12 protein-coding genes are annotated in these 15,545 nt (G+C 65.5%); all 12 read right to left on the minus strand.

Features of this window, described 5'->3' with window-relative positions; genetic code table 11:
- Positions 1–13 precede the first annotated feature (13 nt).
- The gene (gene rpsB, locus ACWCOP_RS08810; RefSeq protein ID WP_478247916.1) at positions 14–904 is read right to left on the minus strand and encodes a 30S ribosomal protein S2; all 891 of its coding nucleotides are present in this window, start codon (positions 902–904) and stop codon (positions 14–16) included.
- Positions 905–1,188: 284 nt separating this feature from the next.
- Complete coding sequence (gene dnaE / locus ACWCOP_RS08815) at positions 1,189–4,638, minus strand: DNA polymerase III subunit alpha (protein WP_478247917.1); 3,450 nt, start codon at positions 4,636–4,638, stop codon at positions 1,189–1,191.
- A gap of 307 nt (positions 4,639–4,945) precedes the next feature.
- On the minus strand, positions 4,946–5,656 hold the full coding sequence (locus ACWCOP_RS08820) for an ABC transporter ATP-binding protein (protein ID WP_478247918.1): 711 nt from the start codon (positions 5,654–5,656) through the stop codon (positions 4,946–4,948).
- Complete coding sequence (locus ACWCOP_RS08825; protein ID WP_478247919.1) at positions 5,649–6,986, minus strand: lipoprotein-releasing ABC transporter permease subunit; 1,338 nt, start codon at positions 6,984–6,986, stop codon at positions 5,649–5,651. The genes ACWCOP_RS08820 and ACWCOP_RS08825 overlap by 8 nt, the downstream gene beginning before the upstream one ends.
- Entirely contained in the window at positions 6,983–8,314 is a 1,332-nt protein-coding gene (gene proS, locus ACWCOP_RS08830; RefSeq protein ID WP_478247920.1) for a proline--tRNA ligase, read from the minus strand. Before proS ends, ACWCOP_RS08825 begins: the two co-directional genes overlap by 4 nt.
- A 145-nt stretch (positions 8,315–8,459) precedes the next feature.
- Entirely contained in the window at positions 8,460–8,816 is a 357-nt protein-coding gene (locus ACWCOP_RS08835) for a DUF1467 family protein (RefSeq protein ID WP_478247921.1), read from the minus strand.
- Positions 8,813–9,253 carry a methylmalonyl-CoA epimerase gene (gene mce / locus ACWCOP_RS08840; protein WP_478247922.1) on the minus strand — a complete coding sequence of 147 codons (441 nt, stop codon included), beginning with the start codon at positions 9,251–9,253 and terminating at the stop codon, positions 8,813–8,815. Before mce ends, ACWCOP_RS08835 begins: the two co-directional genes overlap by 4 nt.
- Positions 9,254–9,290: 37 nt before the next feature.
- Positions 9,291–10,982, minus strand: a complete 1,692-nt coding sequence (locus tag ACWCOP_RS08845; RefSeq protein WP_478247923.1) for a ribonuclease J — start codon at positions 10,980–10,982, stop codon at positions 9,291–9,293.
- On the minus strand, positions 10,979–11,761 hold the full coding sequence (locus ACWCOP_RS08850; protein WP_478247924.1) for a type III pantothenate kinase: 783 nt from the start codon (positions 11,759–11,761) through the stop codon (positions 10,979–10,981). Before ACWCOP_RS08850 ends, ACWCOP_RS08845 begins: the two co-directional genes overlap by 4 nt.
- A gap of 28 nt (positions 11,762–11,789) precedes the next feature.
- Entirely contained in the window at positions 11,790–12,512 is a 723-nt protein-coding gene (locus ACWCOP_RS08855) for a biotin--[acetyl-CoA-carboxylase] ligase (RefSeq protein ID WP_478247925.1), read from the minus strand.
- A 9-nt stretch (positions 12,513–12,521) separates the two neighbouring features.
- Positions 12,522–13,976, minus strand: a complete 1,455-nt coding sequence (gene nuoN / locus ACWCOP_RS08860; RefSeq protein ID WP_478247926.1) for an NADH-quinone oxidoreductase subunit NuoN — start codon at positions 13,974–13,976, stop codon at positions 12,522–12,524.
- A gap of 2 nt (positions 13,977–13,978) precedes the next feature.
- Positions 13,979–15,544, minus strand: coding sequence for an NADH-quinone oxidoreductase subunit M (locus ACWCOP_RS08865; RefSeq protein ID WP_478247927.1), 1,566 nt, complete (start codon positions 15,542–15,544; stop codon positions 13,979–13,981).
- Position 15,545 lies beyond the last annotated feature (1 nt).

Here is a 15,545-nt window from a genome sequence, read left to right on the forward strand (position 1 = left end):
AAAGCGCTGTACGCTATTCGGTCTTGGCGTCTTCTTGCGGGGCGGCTTCCACGTCCGGCTTGGCCTCTTCTGCGGCCGGCTCGGTGGTTTCAGCCGGGGCCTCAACCGCGGTCTCGGCCGGCGTTGCAGCGGGGGCTTCCGCCTCTGTGAGGCCCAGCTGGGCTTCGCTCGGCGCTTCGCTCTCGCCCAGATCCATGCCGAATCCGGCCTGGCTGTCGGAGATGCCGTCCAGCACCGCTTCGGCGATCAGGTCGCAGTAAAGCGACAGCGCACGGGCCGCGTCATCATTGCCAGGGATCGGGAAATCGATGGGATCGGGATCGCAATTGGTGTCGAGAATCGCCACCACCGGGATGTTCAGGCGCTTGGCCTCCTGGATCGCGATCGCCTCCTTATTGGTGTCGATCACGAACATCAGGTCCGGCGTGCCGCCCATTTCCTTGATGCCGCCCAGCGAGCGCTCAAGCTTCTCACGCTCACGCGTGAGCATCAGGATTTCTTTCTTGGTGAGGCCGGTGGGCCCGCCCTCGGCGTCCAGCAGGCCTTCCAGCTCACGCAGGCGCGCGATAGAATGGGAGATCGTCTGCCAGTTGGTGAGCGTGCCGCCCAGCCAGCGATGGTTCATGTAGTATTGCGCGCAACGCTGAGCGGCCAGCGCGATCGGCTCGGAAGCCTGGCGCTTGGTGCCGACAAACAGGATGCGGCCGCCCGATGCGGCCACGTCGCGCACTTTCACCAGCGCCTGGTGCAGGAGCGGAACCGTCTGCGACAGGTCGATGATGTGAATATTGGAGCGCTCACCAAAGATGTAGGTCTTCATCTTCGGGTTCCAGCGGTGAGTCTGGTGGCCGAAGTGCGCGCCGGCTTCCAAAAGCTGACGCATGGAGAATTCGGGAAGGGCCATTTGATCGTTTCCTTTTCCGGTTGGCCTCCGCGGAGCGGAGCCGGCCGAGCCTTTCCTGACAGGAAAATGCGCGGCGCGGCACCGGAGCGACGTCTGACCATTCAGACGCCGAGCTCCGCGTGCGGGATCGCGCGCGCTTATACGGGGATGTGAGCCCGCCCGCAAGCGATGAGCAGCGTTCGTGGCAGCACCCGGCGATGCGAATCCGCCATCGCCGCCGGGATCACCCCGCCAAGCTCGCCGTCGTCCCTGGAAGGGTCCGGGCGGCGCGCTTCGGCGTCCGCCTAGAGCTGCTCCACCTCCAGCACGCCGCTCACCGCCTTGAACGCCGCTCTGGCGGCCGGGTCGATGGCGTGGCGGCCAGGCAGGCGAATCTCCGCGCAGCGCCCGTCGCTCAAGGGCACGACAAGATGCACGCCGCCGCGCGGACCTTCGCGCCCGTCGGCGCGCTCGATGCGCTTTCGAAGCGGATCAAGGCATTCAAGCGCGTCCACATGGATACGCACCCCGGCGCCGTTATGCTCGGCGGCGTTGGGATCCAGCACGTCGGCGCCGTCGATGATCAGGCGCAGCCCCTCGTCCTGCTCTTCAATCTTGGCGGCCAGGATCACGGCGCCGCCCGGCTCCAGAATGTCCCGGATCTCGCGCAGGACCTTGGGCGGCGCCAGGGCCTCGAACTCACCGGAGGGGTCAGACAGCGTGACGAAGGCGAATTTCTCGCCGGAACGCCGCGACACCTTTTCCTGCCTGCGCCGCACCATTGCGGCCATGCGCACGGCGCTCTTGCCCTCGGCCACGGCGGCGGGGAGGTCTGCGAACAAAACCACGCCGCGCCGGGCCAGCGAGGGGCCCATATCATCCAGAGGGTGGCCGGAAAGATAGAAGCCGATGGCGGCAAGCTCTTCATCAAGCCGGCGAACCGGGTCAAACGGCTCCACATCCGGCAGCCGCGGCCGGGCGAGCCCCGAGGCGCCGCCCTCGCCGGCGCCGCCGAACAGCGACACTTGAGCGCTTTCACGCTCCTGATGGGCCTTCTGGGCCATGCCCAACAGCGTTTCAGCCGCCGACAGCGCCCGCGCCCGGTCCGGCTCCAGGGCGTCAAAGGCGCCGGCGCGCGCAAGGTTTTCAAAGGCACGCTTGTTGACCTGGCGCGGGTCGACCCGTTCGGCGAAATCATAGAGATCCTTGAACGGTCCGCCCTCGCGGCGCACGGACACCACATGCTCCATGGCCGCAAAACCCACATTTCGGATGGCGCCGAGCGCGTAACGCACCTTGCCCGCCTCCACCGAAAAATCGGCGCGGCTGGCGTTCACGTCCGGCGGCAGCACTTCAAGCCCCATGCGCCGTGTCTCCTGGAAGAACACCGCCAGCTTGTCGGTGTTGGCCATGTCGAGGCTCATCAACGCGGCCATGAAGGCCACCGGGTGGTTGGCTTTCAGCCAGCCTGTGCGATAGGCGATGAGGGCGTAGGCGGCGGCGTGGGATTTGTTGAAGCCGTAGCCGGCGAATTCTGCGACCAGATCAAAGATATAGTCGGCCCGGTGCTGCGTCAGGCCGTGCTTCTGGGCGCCCTCCTGAAAGCGCTCGCGCTGCTTGGCCATTTCTTCGGGCTTTTTCTTGCCCATGGCCCGGCGCAGCAGATCGGCTTCGCCCAGGGAGTATCCCGACAGGATCTGGGCGATCTGCATCACCTGTTCCTGATAGATGATGACGCCGAACGTCTCCTTTAGCACCTTCTCCAGATCCGGATGGAGATAGTCGGGCTCGGCGCGGCCGAACTTGCGGTCCACATAGACGTCGATATTCTTCATGGGCCCGGGACGATAGAGCGAGATCAGCGCGATCACGTCTTCGATCGTGTCCGGCTTCAGCTTGCGCAGCGTGTCGCGCATGCCAGTGGATTCCAGCTGGAACACGCCGATCGATCCGCCTGACGACAACAGCTCGTAGGTCGCCGGATCTTCAAACCCCAGCGCCTCCAGGTCCGGTCGCTCACCACCGGCCTGCTCGATATAATCAAGCGCGCGCGCAATCACGGTGAGCGTCTTGAGACCCAGAAAGTCGAACTTCACCAGGCCGGCCGGCTCGACCCATTTCATGTTGAACTGTGTGGCCGGCAGATCCGAACGCGGATCCTGATAGAGCGGCACAAGCTCCTGCAGCGGCCGGTCGCCGATCACCACGCCGGCGGCGTGGGTGGAGGCGTTGCGGAACATGCCTTCTAGTTGCAGCGCCACCTCGATCAGGCGGGCGACCTGATCATCCTCGTCGCGCATGGCCTGAAGCTTGGGCTCCTGCTTTACAGCCTCGGCCAGCGTGGTGGGCTGGGCCGGGTTGTTGGGCACCAGCTTGGCGATGCGATCCACCAGGCCGAAGGGCAGCTGAAGCACCCTGCCCACATCGCGCACCACGGCGCGCGCCTGCAGGGTGCCGAAGGTGATGATCTGGGCCACGCGGTCGGCGCCGTACTGATCCTTCACATAGCGGATCACCTCGCCGCGCCGGTCCTGGCAGAAATCCACGTCGAAGTCGGGCATGGACACCCGTTCCGGATTCAGGAACCGCTCGAACAGGAGCCCGAAGCGCAGCGGATCAAGATCGGTGATCGTGAGCACCCAGGCCACCAGCGATCCCGCGCCGGACCCCCGGCCCGGACCCACCGGAATGTCATTGGCCTTCGCCCATTTGATGAAGTCGGAGACGATCAGGAAATAGCCGGGAAAGCCCATGCGCTCGATGATCCCGAGCTCGTATTCCAGGCGTGCGTCATACTCTTCGCGCGTGGCGGAAGGCTCGATCTTGGCGAGCCGCGCATCGAGCCCGGCCAGTGCCTGGGCGCGAAGCTCGGCCGCCTCGTCTCTGGACCCGGTGGTGGGAAAGCTTGGAAGGATCGGTGCGCCGGTGCGCGGACGAAAGGCGCAGCGCCGGGCGATCTCCACGGTGGCCTCGATCGCCTCGGGCAGATCGGAGAACCGCTCCGCCATCTCGGCGGCGGACTTGAAATAGTGCTCCGGCGTGACCTGACGCCGGTCGCTCTGGCTGACATAGGCGCCCTCGGCGATGCACAGAAGCGCGTCATGGGCGCCGTACCTGTCGGCGGTGACGAAGTACGGCTCGTTGGTGGCCACCAGAGGCAGGCCCCGCGCGTAGGCGCGCTCCACCAGATAGTCCTCGGCCGTAAGGTCTTCGGGACGGCCGTGGCGCTGAAGCTCCACATAGAGCCGGTCGCCGAACGCCGCCTCCAGCCGGTCCAGAAGCGCATCGGCGGGGCCGGTGCGCCCGTTGCAGACCAGCCGGTTGAGAACGCCGTCATGGCCGCCGGTGAGGCAGATCAGCCCCTCGGCGTGGGACAGCGCGCGCTCGATGGAGATGTGGGCGGCGTCCGTGGCGCCGACCTCCAGATAGGCCGCCGAGGACAGCTTCATGAGATTGGCGTAGCCGGCCGCATCCTTGGCCAGAAAGACCAGCGTCCCGTCCAGCGTGGAGCGCTCGCCCGGCCGCGGCGCCTCGAGCTGGATCGAGAGGGTGCAGCCGATGATGGGCTGGACGCCTTCCCCCGACAGGGTCTCGGAGAACTCCAGCGCACCGAACAGATTGTTGGTGTCGGTGATCGCCGCAGCGGGCATGCCCATCGTCTTGCAGAGGGCGGCCGTCTCCTTGATACGGATCGAGCCTTCCAGCAGCGAGTAAGGCGACCGCATCCGCAAATGGACGAAAGGCCCGGTCATCATGGTCTCCCGCCGCGTCTGCGGCCTCATCTGATTCGACAGGCCCTCAGCCTAGACGAACCAGTCTAGCCGACGAAGGCGGCGCTGACAGACAGGGCGACGCTGATGAAGCCGATGATGACGGCGGCGGAGGTGAGATCTTCGACGAAAGAACGCATGGGACTTCTCCTTGAAAGCCAGCTCTCAAGGCTGGCTATTCCTGTTTTGTTCCCTTGCATGTTTTCTTCTTTTGTTCCGCGCGTCAAGCCCCATGATTCGTTTGTGGAAAAACGACGGCGGATCAATGGGTTCGTGAAACGTTCCGAGCGCTTCAGGCCGGCGCGTCGACGTCGGTCCAGGCGATGATCCGGCCGTCCTGCAGCGTGACGACCCGATCCATACGCCGCGCAAGCGCGATATTGTGGGTCGCCACCAGCGCAGCGGCGCCGGCTTCGCGGCAGGCTGCGCCGAGAGCGTCGAACACCTGATCAGACGTCGCCGGATCGAGATTGCCTGTGGGCTCGTCGGCCAGCACGAGGCGCGGCCGGTTCACCAGGGCGCGCGCGATGGCGACACGCTGCTGCTCGCCCCCGGAAAGCTGGCCGGGCCGATGGCTCAGGCGCCCTTCAAGGCCCAGCGAAGCCAGACGCTCACGCGCTGCAGCGCGCGCCGTTTTCGGGGCTACGCCCGCGATCAGCTGGGGCAGCGCGACATTGTCCAGCGCATCGAGCTCGGGCATGAGATGGTGAAACTGATAGACGAACCCCACCTCGCGCCGGCGCAGGGCCGTGCGTTCGCGCTCGCTCAAGGCGAGGCCGTCGCGCCCGGCCAGGCGCACCTCGCCGGCGGTGGGCTTTTCCAGCAACGCCGCCGCGTGCAGGAGCGACGACTTGCCGGAGCCGGACGGTCCCACCAGCCCGACAAGCTCGCCGGGATAGAGGTCGAGATCGGCGCCCTTGAGCACGGTCAGGCTTTCGCCCTCGGTCTCATAGGTGCGCTCCAGCCCGCGAATGGACAGGGCGGGAATGCGGTCGTCACTCATAGCGCAGCGCCTCCACCGGATCGATGCGCCCGGCCCGCCAGCTCGGCGGCAGTGTGGCCAGAAGTGCGGTGAAGAATCCCCAGAAGGCGACGAACGCCACCTCGCCCCAGTCCACCCGCGCCGGCAGGCGATAGAGATTATAGACACTGGGATCGAAGACCTGCGTACCCGACGCCCAGCTGACGAAATCCTGGATCGGGCCGATAAAGGCCACGAAGACCAGCCCCAGACAGATGCCCGCGAGGGTGCCAAGCACGCCGACAGCGGCGCCGGCGATGAGGAAGATGCGCATCACCGCGCCCTGGCTGGCGCCCATGGTGCGCAGGATGGCGATGTCGCGGGTCTTGTTCTTCACCAGCATCACAAGGCCGGAAATGATGTTCATGGCCGCGATAAGCACGATGATCATCAGGATGAGCCGCATGGCCACGCGCTCCACCTGCAGCGCGTTCCAGAACGCCTCGTTCTGACGGCGCCAGTCAAACACCAGCGTGTTCTCCGGCGTGATCTCGCGGATGCGGTCCTTCACCGGATCTGGATCGTCCGGGTTCTCGATGCGCACATCGATATAGTCGCCGCCCGCCGGCCGGTTGAAGAAAAGAGCGGCCTGCTCCAGCGGCATGTAGACGAGAATCTGATCGAGGTCCTGCACCCCCACTGTGATAACTCCGCCCACCGTGTAGGCCTTGGAGCGCGGCGTGGTCCCCAGTGCGGTCTGGGCGCCGCGCGGGCTCACCAGGGTCACCTGATCGCCCGCCCGGACGCCGAGCTGCCCGGCCATGGCCGAGCCGATGATGATTTCATCGCCGCCGTTCCGGCCCTGCCCGAACCCGTCCGCCGAGCCCTGCACCAGCCCGCCGCCGGCCTCTTCGGCGCCGCGCGCGCCGGTGATCAGATCAAAGCGCCTGAGGTCCTCCGGGCGCACCCCGGCGACCTGGGCGAAGGCGGCGCCGCGCCCGGATGTCACCAGCGCCTGACCCACGGCGACAGGGCCCGCCTGGCGAACGCCGTCCAGTTCCAGGATCGAGTCGGCGATGGCGCCGGCATCCGCCGCGCCCTCCTGAGGAAGGTAGACATAGACATGGGGCTGAACGCCCAGAAGCCGGGTCAGAAGCTCGTGGCGGAACCCGTTCATCACGCTCATCACCGCGATCAGCGCGGTGACGGCCAGCATGATGCCGACAAAGGAGATGACGGAGATCAGCGTCACGCCGCCCTGCTTGCGCCGGGCGCGCAGATAGCGGAAGGCGAGCAGGAACTCAAAGCCGGCGAACGGCCCCGCGCCGCGCTCCGGTCCAGCGCTTTCGCGATCGGCGCTCCGCCCCGTCAAGAGAACGCGCCCTCGGCCAGACGCGACACCGCGTCCTCAATGGACAGCTCGTGCTTCTCGCCGGTCTTGCGGATCTTCACCTCGGCCTTGCCCTCTTTCACGCCGCGCGGGCCCAGCACGAGCTGATAGGGCAGCCCGATCAGATCCATAGTGGCGAACTTGGCGCCGGCGCGCTCGCCCGTATCGTCCAGCAGCGGATCAAGACCAGCCAGGCCCAGCGCGTCATAGGCGGCCTGCGCGGCGGCGTCGGTGGCCTCGTCGCCGGGTTTGAGATTGATGATCCCGGCCCCGAACGGCGCGACTTCGGCCGGCCAGATCATGCCGTTTTCATCGTGATGGGCTTCGATGATGGCGCCCAGCAGGCGCGACACGCCGACCCCGTAAGAGCCCATATGGACCGGGCGGTCCTGCCCGTCGGGATGGGTGACTTTCGCGCCCATGGGCTTTGAGTATTTGTCGCCGAAATAGAAGATGTGGCCCACCTCGATGCCGCGCGCGGTCAGGCGCCGCTCGGCGGGCGTTTCGGCCTCAAAGCGCGCGGCCTCGTGCATCTCGTCCGTGGCGGCGTAATAGCGGGTGCGCTCATCGACGAGGCCCTGCAGATCGCCGTCGAAATTCACGTCGAGGCCGGGCGCGGGCATCTCCACCAGCGCGGAATCCAGAAACACCTCGCTCTCGCCGGTTTCGGCCAGAATGATGAATTCATGGGAGAGATCGCCGCCGATGGGGCCGGTGTCGGCGCGCATGGGCACCGCCTTCAGCCCCATGCGGGCGAAGGTGTTGAGGTAGGCCACGAACATGCGGTTATAGGAGCGGCGCGCGCTTTCCTCGTCCAGGTCGAAGGAATAGGAATCCTTCATCAGAAACTCGCGCCCGCGCATCACGCCGAAGCGGGGCCGGATCTCGTCGCGGAACTTCCACTGAATGTGATAGAGGATTTTCGGCAGATCCTTGTAGGAGCGCACAGAGGCCCGGAATATCTCCGTGATCATCTCCTCGTTGGTGGGTCCGTATAAAAGATCGCGCTCATGGCGGTCGATGATGCGCAGCATTTCCTTGCCGTAGCCGTCATAGCGCCCGCTCTCGCGCCACAGATCGGCCGGCTGCAGGGTCGGCATCAGCATCTCGATGGCGCCGGCGCGGTTCTGCTCCTCGCGCACGATTTGCTCGATCTTCTTCAGGACCCGGTGGCCCAGCGGCAGCCAGGCGTAGATGCCCGCCGCCTCCTGGCGGATCATGCCGGCGCGCAGCATCAGCCGGTGCGAGACGATCTGCGCCTCGGCCGGGGTTTCTTTCAGGACGGGCAGAAAATAGCGGGACAGGCGCATGAAGGGTCCGGGGAGCAGGCCGCATTGGCGGCGTTATCGGTGAACCGATGATTAGACCGCGCGCGCCTGACCTTGCAAGCGATGGGTCAGCTTTATTGGCGAGCGCGCCGCCCCGCCCGCCTTCACTCCCGCGCCCCATCCCGCGCTACTGGACCGGCGTGAGGGCCGGGCCGATGGGGAACATGTCCAGGCTCAGCAGCTGGAACTCGAACACCACATAGTACACAAGCCAGATTCCGGCCGCGATCGTGCTGGTGAGCTTGAACTTGTATTTCAGCTGCGGATCGGCCGGGGCGCCGGGCTCTGAACCCGGCTCGATATCGCCCATCTCCTGCTGGCTTTGAACGCGCAGGGGCAGGACGCAGAAGAACACCATCCACCAGACGATGAGATAGACCACGATGGCGGTGACGAAATTGACGCCGTCGCCGGGCAGGAAGAGTTGCCCGATCCACAAAACGGCGACAAGCGCGACCAGCGCCCAGGAGAGCTTCTGGATCAATGGCCGCCCTTTCCATCGTGGAGCGCCGGGTCCTGCATCAGCTCGATGAGCACGCCGCCGGTGTCCTTGGGGTGGACGAAAATCACCGGTACGCCGTGGGCGCCGATATAGGGCTCGCCGGTTCCAAGAACCGTGGCGCCGCGCTCCACCATGGCGTCACGGGCGGCGGTGATGTCGGACACCTCAAAGCACATGTGGTGCTGGCCGCCCCTGGGGTTCTTCTCAAGGAATTTGTGGATCGGAGAGGCGTCGCCCGCGGGTTCGATCAGCTCGATCTGCATGTTGGGCAGGGTGACGAAGATCACTTTCACGCCCAGATGCGCGAACGTCTTCGCCGGCGTGGCGTCCGTGGCGCCATAGATATCGGCGTAGACCTTCGCGGCGGCCTCCACGTCAGGCGTGGCGACCCCCACATGGTTCAAACGTCCGATCTTCATGGCGGTCCCTTTTCCTATGTGCTCAGCACGACTGTCGCTACGTGCTCAGCACGATGGCTTCCACATGGGGTTTCTTGCCCCAGATGCGGTTGGCTTCGCGGCGCACGGCGCGGCGCAATGCCTCCTCCACGGCGGCCTCGTCGCGCTTGTCGCGCTTGCCCAGGCGCTTGAACGCTTCCTCGGCGGAGTCCGCCAGCTCGTCCATGAAATCTTCAATGTCGAAGGCCGCGGTTTCGGCGACTCCCATGCAGCGAATATCCACCGCGCCGACAAGTTCGCCGTTCGACACGATGGCCGCGACCGTGACATGGCCCGAAATCGACAGGCGGCGGCGCTCCTTGATCGACTCCGCTTCGGAATCCACCAGGAAATTGCCGTCCACGTGAAGCCGGCCGGACGGCGCCTCATCGACGATGGCTGCGCCGTCTTTGGTGATCCGGATCACCGCGCCGTTATGGGGCGCCAGCGAATGGGGCACCTGCAGCTCGCGGGCGAAGGCGGCGTGCTCTTTCAGGTGGCGCAGCTCGCCATGGACCGGGATCGCCACATTGGGCCTGGCCCAGGCGTACATCTGGGCCAGCTCGTCGCGGCAAGGGTGGCCGGAGACGTGGATATGGGCGTCGCGCTCGGTGATGATGTCGATCCCGCGCCCGGCGAGCCGGTTCATCAGCTCGAAGATGCCCTTCTCGTTGCCCGGAATGATGCGCGAGGAGAAGACCACCGCGTCGCCCTCATTGAGGATGACATTGCGATGGGCGCCTTCAGCGATGCGCGACAGCGCCGCGCGCGGCTCGCCCTGGGACCCGGTGCACAGATACAGGATCTTGTCCTTGGGAAAATAGCCCGCCTCTTCCTCTTCCACGAAGGGCTGGACGTCGGCGAGCATTCCCACCGCCTTGGCGGCGCGGGTCATGCGGTGCATGGACCGGCCCACCAGGCACACCCGGCGGCCATTGGCCTCGGCGGCTTTGATGGCGGTTTCGAGCCGGGCGACGTTGGAGGCGAAGGCGGCGATCGCCACCCGCCCGCTAAACTGGCCCACCAGCTTGGTGAGGTTTTCGCGCACGCCCAGTTCTGAGCCGGACTCGCCCTTGGTGAAGACGTTGGTGCTGTCGCACACCATGGCCATCACGCCCTCTTCACCGGCCGCTTCCAGCTTGGCGATGTCGGTGGAGGCGCCGATGAGCGGATCGGGATCAATCTTCCAGTCGCCGGTATGCAGCACCAGGCCCGCCGGCGTGCGGATGATCAGCCCGTTGGGTTCGGGGATGGAGTGGGTGAGGGTCACAAGCTCGATATCGAACGGGCCGATATTGAAGCGGTCGTGCAGACCGATTTCGATGAGCTCGGCCTCGTTCAGAAGCCCGTGCTCCTGAAGCCGGTCGCGCATCAGCCACGCCGTGAAGGGGGTGGCGTAGATCGGGCAGCGCAGGCGGCGCCAGAGATGAGCCACGGCGCCCATATGGTCTTCGTGGGCGTGGGTGAGCACGATGCCGGCCAGCTGGTGCTTGCGATCCTCGATGAAGCGGGGATCGGGCATGATGATGTCGACGCCGGGCGTGGAGAGGTCGCCGAAGGTGACCCCGCAATCCACGATGATCCAGGTCTGATCCTCCTCGCTGGCTCCGTAGCCATAGAGATTGAGGTTCATACCGATCTCGCCGGAGCCGCCCAGCGGGACGAAGTACAGCGCCTGGCTGTCGTCGGTGTCCTTGATTTTCTTGTTCATTGTGCGGCCTCAGATGCGTTGCGCCGCCAGACTTCCAGAAGCCCGCGAATGGTCACGTCGGGATCATAATGATCAATGGTGCGGGTCGCGCCCTCGAACAGGGAGGCGACGCCGCCGGTTGCGATAACTGTCATGGGCTCGCCGTACTCGGCTTTCAGCCGTGTCACAAGCCCGTCGATGAGATCGACATAGCCCCAGAACACCCCCGACTGCATGGCGCCCACCGTGTCGGTGCCCAGAACGCGCGGCGGTTTTTCGATGGCGATGCGTGGCAGGCGGGCCGCCGCCTGGTGCAACGCCTGCATGGAGAGATTGATCCCCGGCGCGATGACCCCGCCCTCAAAGGCGCCTTCCGCGCTGACCACGTCGAACGTGGTGGCGGTGCCGCTGTCCACGATGCACAGCGCGCCGGAATATTTCACCCGGCAGCCCAGCGCGTTCACCAGCCGGTCGGCGCCGGCTTCCTGGGGGCGCGGCAAATTCACCGTGACGCCCAGATTCACGCTGGAATCCCCAACCACCAGCGGCTCGCCGCCCAGATAGCGCCGCGCAAGGTTTCTCAGATTGAACAGAGATTGCGGCACCACCGAGCTGATCACGCAGCCAGTAATATCCTTCAGCGACAGATCCTGAAGCTGGAGAAGCTGGTTGAGCCAGACCGCGTATTCGTCGGCGGTGCGCGTGGAATGGGTGGCGGTGCGCCACTGGGCGCGCCAGTCCGTCCCGTCATGGACGGCGAAAAGCGTATTGGTGTTGCCGCAATCGATGGCGAGTAGCATGGCCTGCCTTTATGGATGACGGCAGGGGCTAGCCCTGCGGAAAGAATACGTCGCCCGCGGAGATAAAGCGCCGCGACCCGCCCGGCAAATCAAGCCTGAGCGATCCGTCTTCGTGGAGGTCGGCGAACACGCCCTCCAGCGTCTCGCCCGCCAGCCGCACCGTGCAGCGCTCGCCCAGCCCGTGGGCGCGGCTGATCCAGGCTTCACGAAGAGGTTCAAAGCCGGCTTCAGCCCACCGCAAGCGCCAGTGCTCGAAGCGCGTGGACAGCGTCTCCACCGCGCGTTCCGGGCTCAGGGCCGCGCCCTGCTCGGCGAAATCGGTGGCGGGGCGCTCGGAGTCGTCTGGATGGTGCGCCAGATTGACCCCGATCCCCACGGCCAGCCACAGCCCTCCTTGAGCGTGGGCGCCGGATTCCAGCAGGATGCCGGACACTTTGCGCCCGGCCACCAACACGTCATTGGGCCATTTCAGGCGGACGATCTCGGGATCGATATGGGCGGCGGCGAGATCGCCCACGGCCAGCGCGGCTGCGAAGGAGAGATTGGCCGCCTGGGCCGGCGTGGCGTTCAGGCGGAACAGGCCGGTGGCGAAGAGATTACCTGTGCTGCTGACCCAGGCCCGGCCGCGGCGGCCACGCCCGGCGGTCTGCTGGCGTGCGGCGATCCAAAGCGGTCCCGCCTCTCCCGCCAGGGCGCGCCGCTTGGCCTCCTCATTGGTGGAATCCAGCGCGTCGTGAAACTCGATGCGCAAGGGCGCGCCCTATCCGCCGATGCCGGTTCCGGCGCGGATCACCTGAGCGAGCAGGATCGCCACGAACGGCACCAGCACGACGGTGGCCAGCCCCGCGGCGCTGCTGACGAAGCCGACGCCCGCCGGGGCCGGCAGGAACTCGCCCTCCGGCTCGTCAAACCAGATCACCTTCACCACTTTGAGATAATAGGCCATGGACACCGCCGAGAAGAGCAGCGCCACGACCACCAGCCAGACAAGCCCTGCCGAGGCGGCCGCATAGAACACGAACAGCTTGCCGAAAAAGCCCACAAGAAACGGCATGCCGCCGATGGAGAACATCAGCCCGGTCATCGCCCAGCCGAGCGCCGGGCGGGTCTGCGCGAGGCCTTTGAGATCGTCGATGCGCTCCACCATGCCCTCGGCGCGGCGCATGGAGAGGATCACGCCGAACGCGCCGGCGACGCCGACCACGTAGAGCGTCATGTAAAGCAGGACCGACCACACCCCGAGCTGGGTGCCCGCCGCGAGGCCCACGAGCGCGTAGCCCACATTGCCAACCGAGGAATAGCCCATCAGGCGCTTGATGTTGGACTGCATCAGCGCGCCGAACGCGCCGAACGCCATGGAGAGCAGAGCCAGGACAATGACGATCTGGCGCCAGTCTTCGACCATGGGGCCGAACGGCTCGGTCAGAACGCGCGCCAGAAGCGCCATGGCCGCAAGCTTGGGCGCAGTGGCGAAGAAGGCGGCCACCGGCGTCGGGGCGCCTTCATAGACGTCGGGCGTCCACATGTGGAAGGGCGCGGCGGAAATCTTGAACGCCAGGCCGGAGACCACGAACACCAGGCCGAACAGAAGCCCGACATTGGTCCCTTCCTCGGCTGCTGCGATGGCGATGCCTTCAAAGGAGGTGGTGCCCGCAAAGCCGTAGACCAGCGAAGAGCCGTAGAGCAGCAGGCCCGACGAGAGCGCGCCCAGCACGAAGTATTTCAGGCCCGCTTCGGAGGCGCGCAAGGAGTCGCGGTTGAACGCGGCCAGGATGTAGAGCGCCAGCGACTGCATCTCGAGGCCGAGATAGAGCGTCATCAGATCATTGGCGCTGATCATGAACGCCATGCCCAACGTGGCCAGGAGCACCAGGACCGGATATTCGGGCTTGGAAAGCCTTTCAGTCTCCAGATATCTCGACGCCAGCAAGAGGGCCACGGCCCCGGCGAGGAACACCACGGTCTTGGAGTAGAGCGCGAAATTATCCACCGCGAAGGCGCCGCCGAACAGCGTGGTGCTGACCTCGCCGGCTGTGAACACCGCCACGCCGGCCGCCAACACGAGCAGCACGGTGGCCAGGCGCATCACCAGGCGCGCGCCCGCCTGCTCGTTTTTCCAGTATACGCCCAGCAGCAACAGCGCCAGCGCGCCCCCCGCGAGCATCAGCTCGGGGATCATCAAGGCGAGGTCATTGAGAAGCGAGGACGCTGACATGGCTAGCCTTCGGATTCGGTCTGGGGCGCGGGCGCGGCCTGCTGCGAGGAGAGCATCTCCTCAAGCGGGTCCACGGTCGCTGCGTCGTATTGCTCGATGAGTTGCTGCACGCTGGCGCGCGTCGTCTCGGTGATCGGCGTGGTTAAGAAGCCGAAATAGATCGCGAGAACCGCAAGGATCGTCAGGTTGATCCATTCGCGGGCGCCCAGATCAACGGCGGTTTCGATTTTGGGATTGGTGATCTGGCCCAGCACGACTTTCTTGTAGAGCGTGAGCATGTAGACCGCTGAGAAGATCACCCCCAGCGCGGCGCCGAAAGCCACGCGCGGATCCACCTGGAAGGCGCCCATCATGGTGGTGATCTCGCCCACGAAGCCGGACGTGCCCGGCAGGCCCACATTGGCCATGGCGAACAGCGCAAAGAAGGCCGCATAGACCGGCATCTTGTGCACCAGCCCGCCATAGAACGCGATCTCGCGGGTGTGGAAGCGGTCATAGATCACCCCCACGCACAGGAAGAGCGCGCCGGAGATGATCCCGTGGGAGATCATCTGGAAGATCGCGCCCTGCACGCCCAGCTCGTTGGCGGCGAAAATCCCCAGCGTCACAAAGCCCATATGGGCCACGGACGAATAGGCGATGAGCTTCTTGATGTCGGTCTGCCGGAACGCCACCAGCGAGGTGTAGACGATGGCGATGATCGACAGGACGAACACCATGGGCTGGAAGAAGGCGCTGGCGTCCGGGAACATGGGCAGGGAGAAGCGCAGGAAGCCGTAGCCGCCAAGCTTCAAGAGGATGCCTGCAAGGATCACCGAGCCGGCCGTGGGCGCCTGCACGTGGGCGTCGGGCAGCCAGGTGTGCACCGGCCACATGGGCATCTTCACGGCGAAACTGGCGAAGAAGCCCAGCCACAGCCAGATCTGCAGACTTTGGGCGAACGGGAAGTTCAGCAGCACCTCGATATCGGTGGTGCCCGCGGTGATGAACATGACGATCATCGCCGCCAGCATCAGCACCGAGCCGATGAAGGTATAGAGGAAGAATTTGAACGCGGCGTAGATCCGGTTCGCCCCGCCCCACACCCCGATGATCAGGAACATCGGGATCAGCGAGCCTTCAAAGAAGATGTAGAAGAGCACCAGGTCCAGGGCGCAGAAAATGCCGATGACCAGCGTCTCCAGAAGCAGGAAGGCGGCCATGTAGTCGGCGACGCGCGTTTTCAGCCCCCAGCTGGACAGGATGCAGATCGGCATGAGGAAGGCGGTCAGCAGCACGAAGAGCACGCTGATCCCGTCCACGCCCATCTTGTAGGAAACGCCCAGATCCCCGAGCCACGCCGCGCTTTCCACAAACTGGAAGCCCGGGTTCGAGGAATCGAAGTCCAGCACAAGAAGCACCGAAAGGAGGAAGACGAAGCCGGTCACGAACAGGGCGACGCCCTTGGCGTTCTTGTCCAGCGCATCGGAATCCTCGGCGCGCATCAGCGCGCGCAGGATCAGGATCGCGACCGCCCCGAAAGCCGGCAGGAAGGTGATGGCGGACAGAATTGGAAGCTGAGAAAGCATT

Source organism: Apolloniradiicaulis salifontis, from assembly GCF_053756655.1.

Bases quoted from the DNA above. Each gene is read 5' to 3' on its own strand.
- ACWCOP_RS08865 (WP_478247927.1), bottom strand. From the start codon at position 15,544: ATGCTTTCTCAGCTTCCAATTCTGTCCGCCATCACCTTCCTGCCGGCT.
- ACWCOP_RS08845 (WP_478247923.1), bottom strand. From the start codon at position 10,982: ATGAACAAGAAAATCAAGGACACCGACGACAGCCAGGCGCTGTACTTC.
- proS (WP_478247920.1), bottom strand. From the start codon at position 8,314: ATGCGCCTGTCCCGCTATTTTCTGCCCGTCCTGAAAGAAACCCCGGCC.
- rpsB (WP_478247916.1), bottom strand. From the start codon at position 904: ATGGCCCTTCCCGAATTCTCCATGCGTCAGCTTTTGGAAGCCGGCGCG.
- nuoN (WP_478247926.1), bottom strand. From the start codon at position 13,976: ATGTCAGCGTCCTCGCTTCTCAATGACCTCGCCTTGATGATCCCCGAG.
- mce (WP_478247922.1), bottom strand. From the start codon at position 9,253: ATGAAGATCGGACGTTTGAACCATGTGGGGGTCGCCACGCCTGACGTG.
- ACWCOP_RS08850 (WP_478247924.1), bottom strand. From the start codon at position 11,761: ATGCTACTCGCCATCGATTGCGGCAACACCAATACGCTTTTCGCCGTC.
- dnaE (WP_478247917.1), bottom strand. From the start codon at position 4,638: ATGATGACCGGGCCTTTCGTCCATTTGCGGATGCGGTCGCCTTACTCG.
- ACWCOP_RS08820 (WP_478247918.1), bottom strand. From the start codon at position 5,656: ATGAGTGACGACCGCATTCCCGCCCTGTCCATTCGCGGGCTGGAGCGC.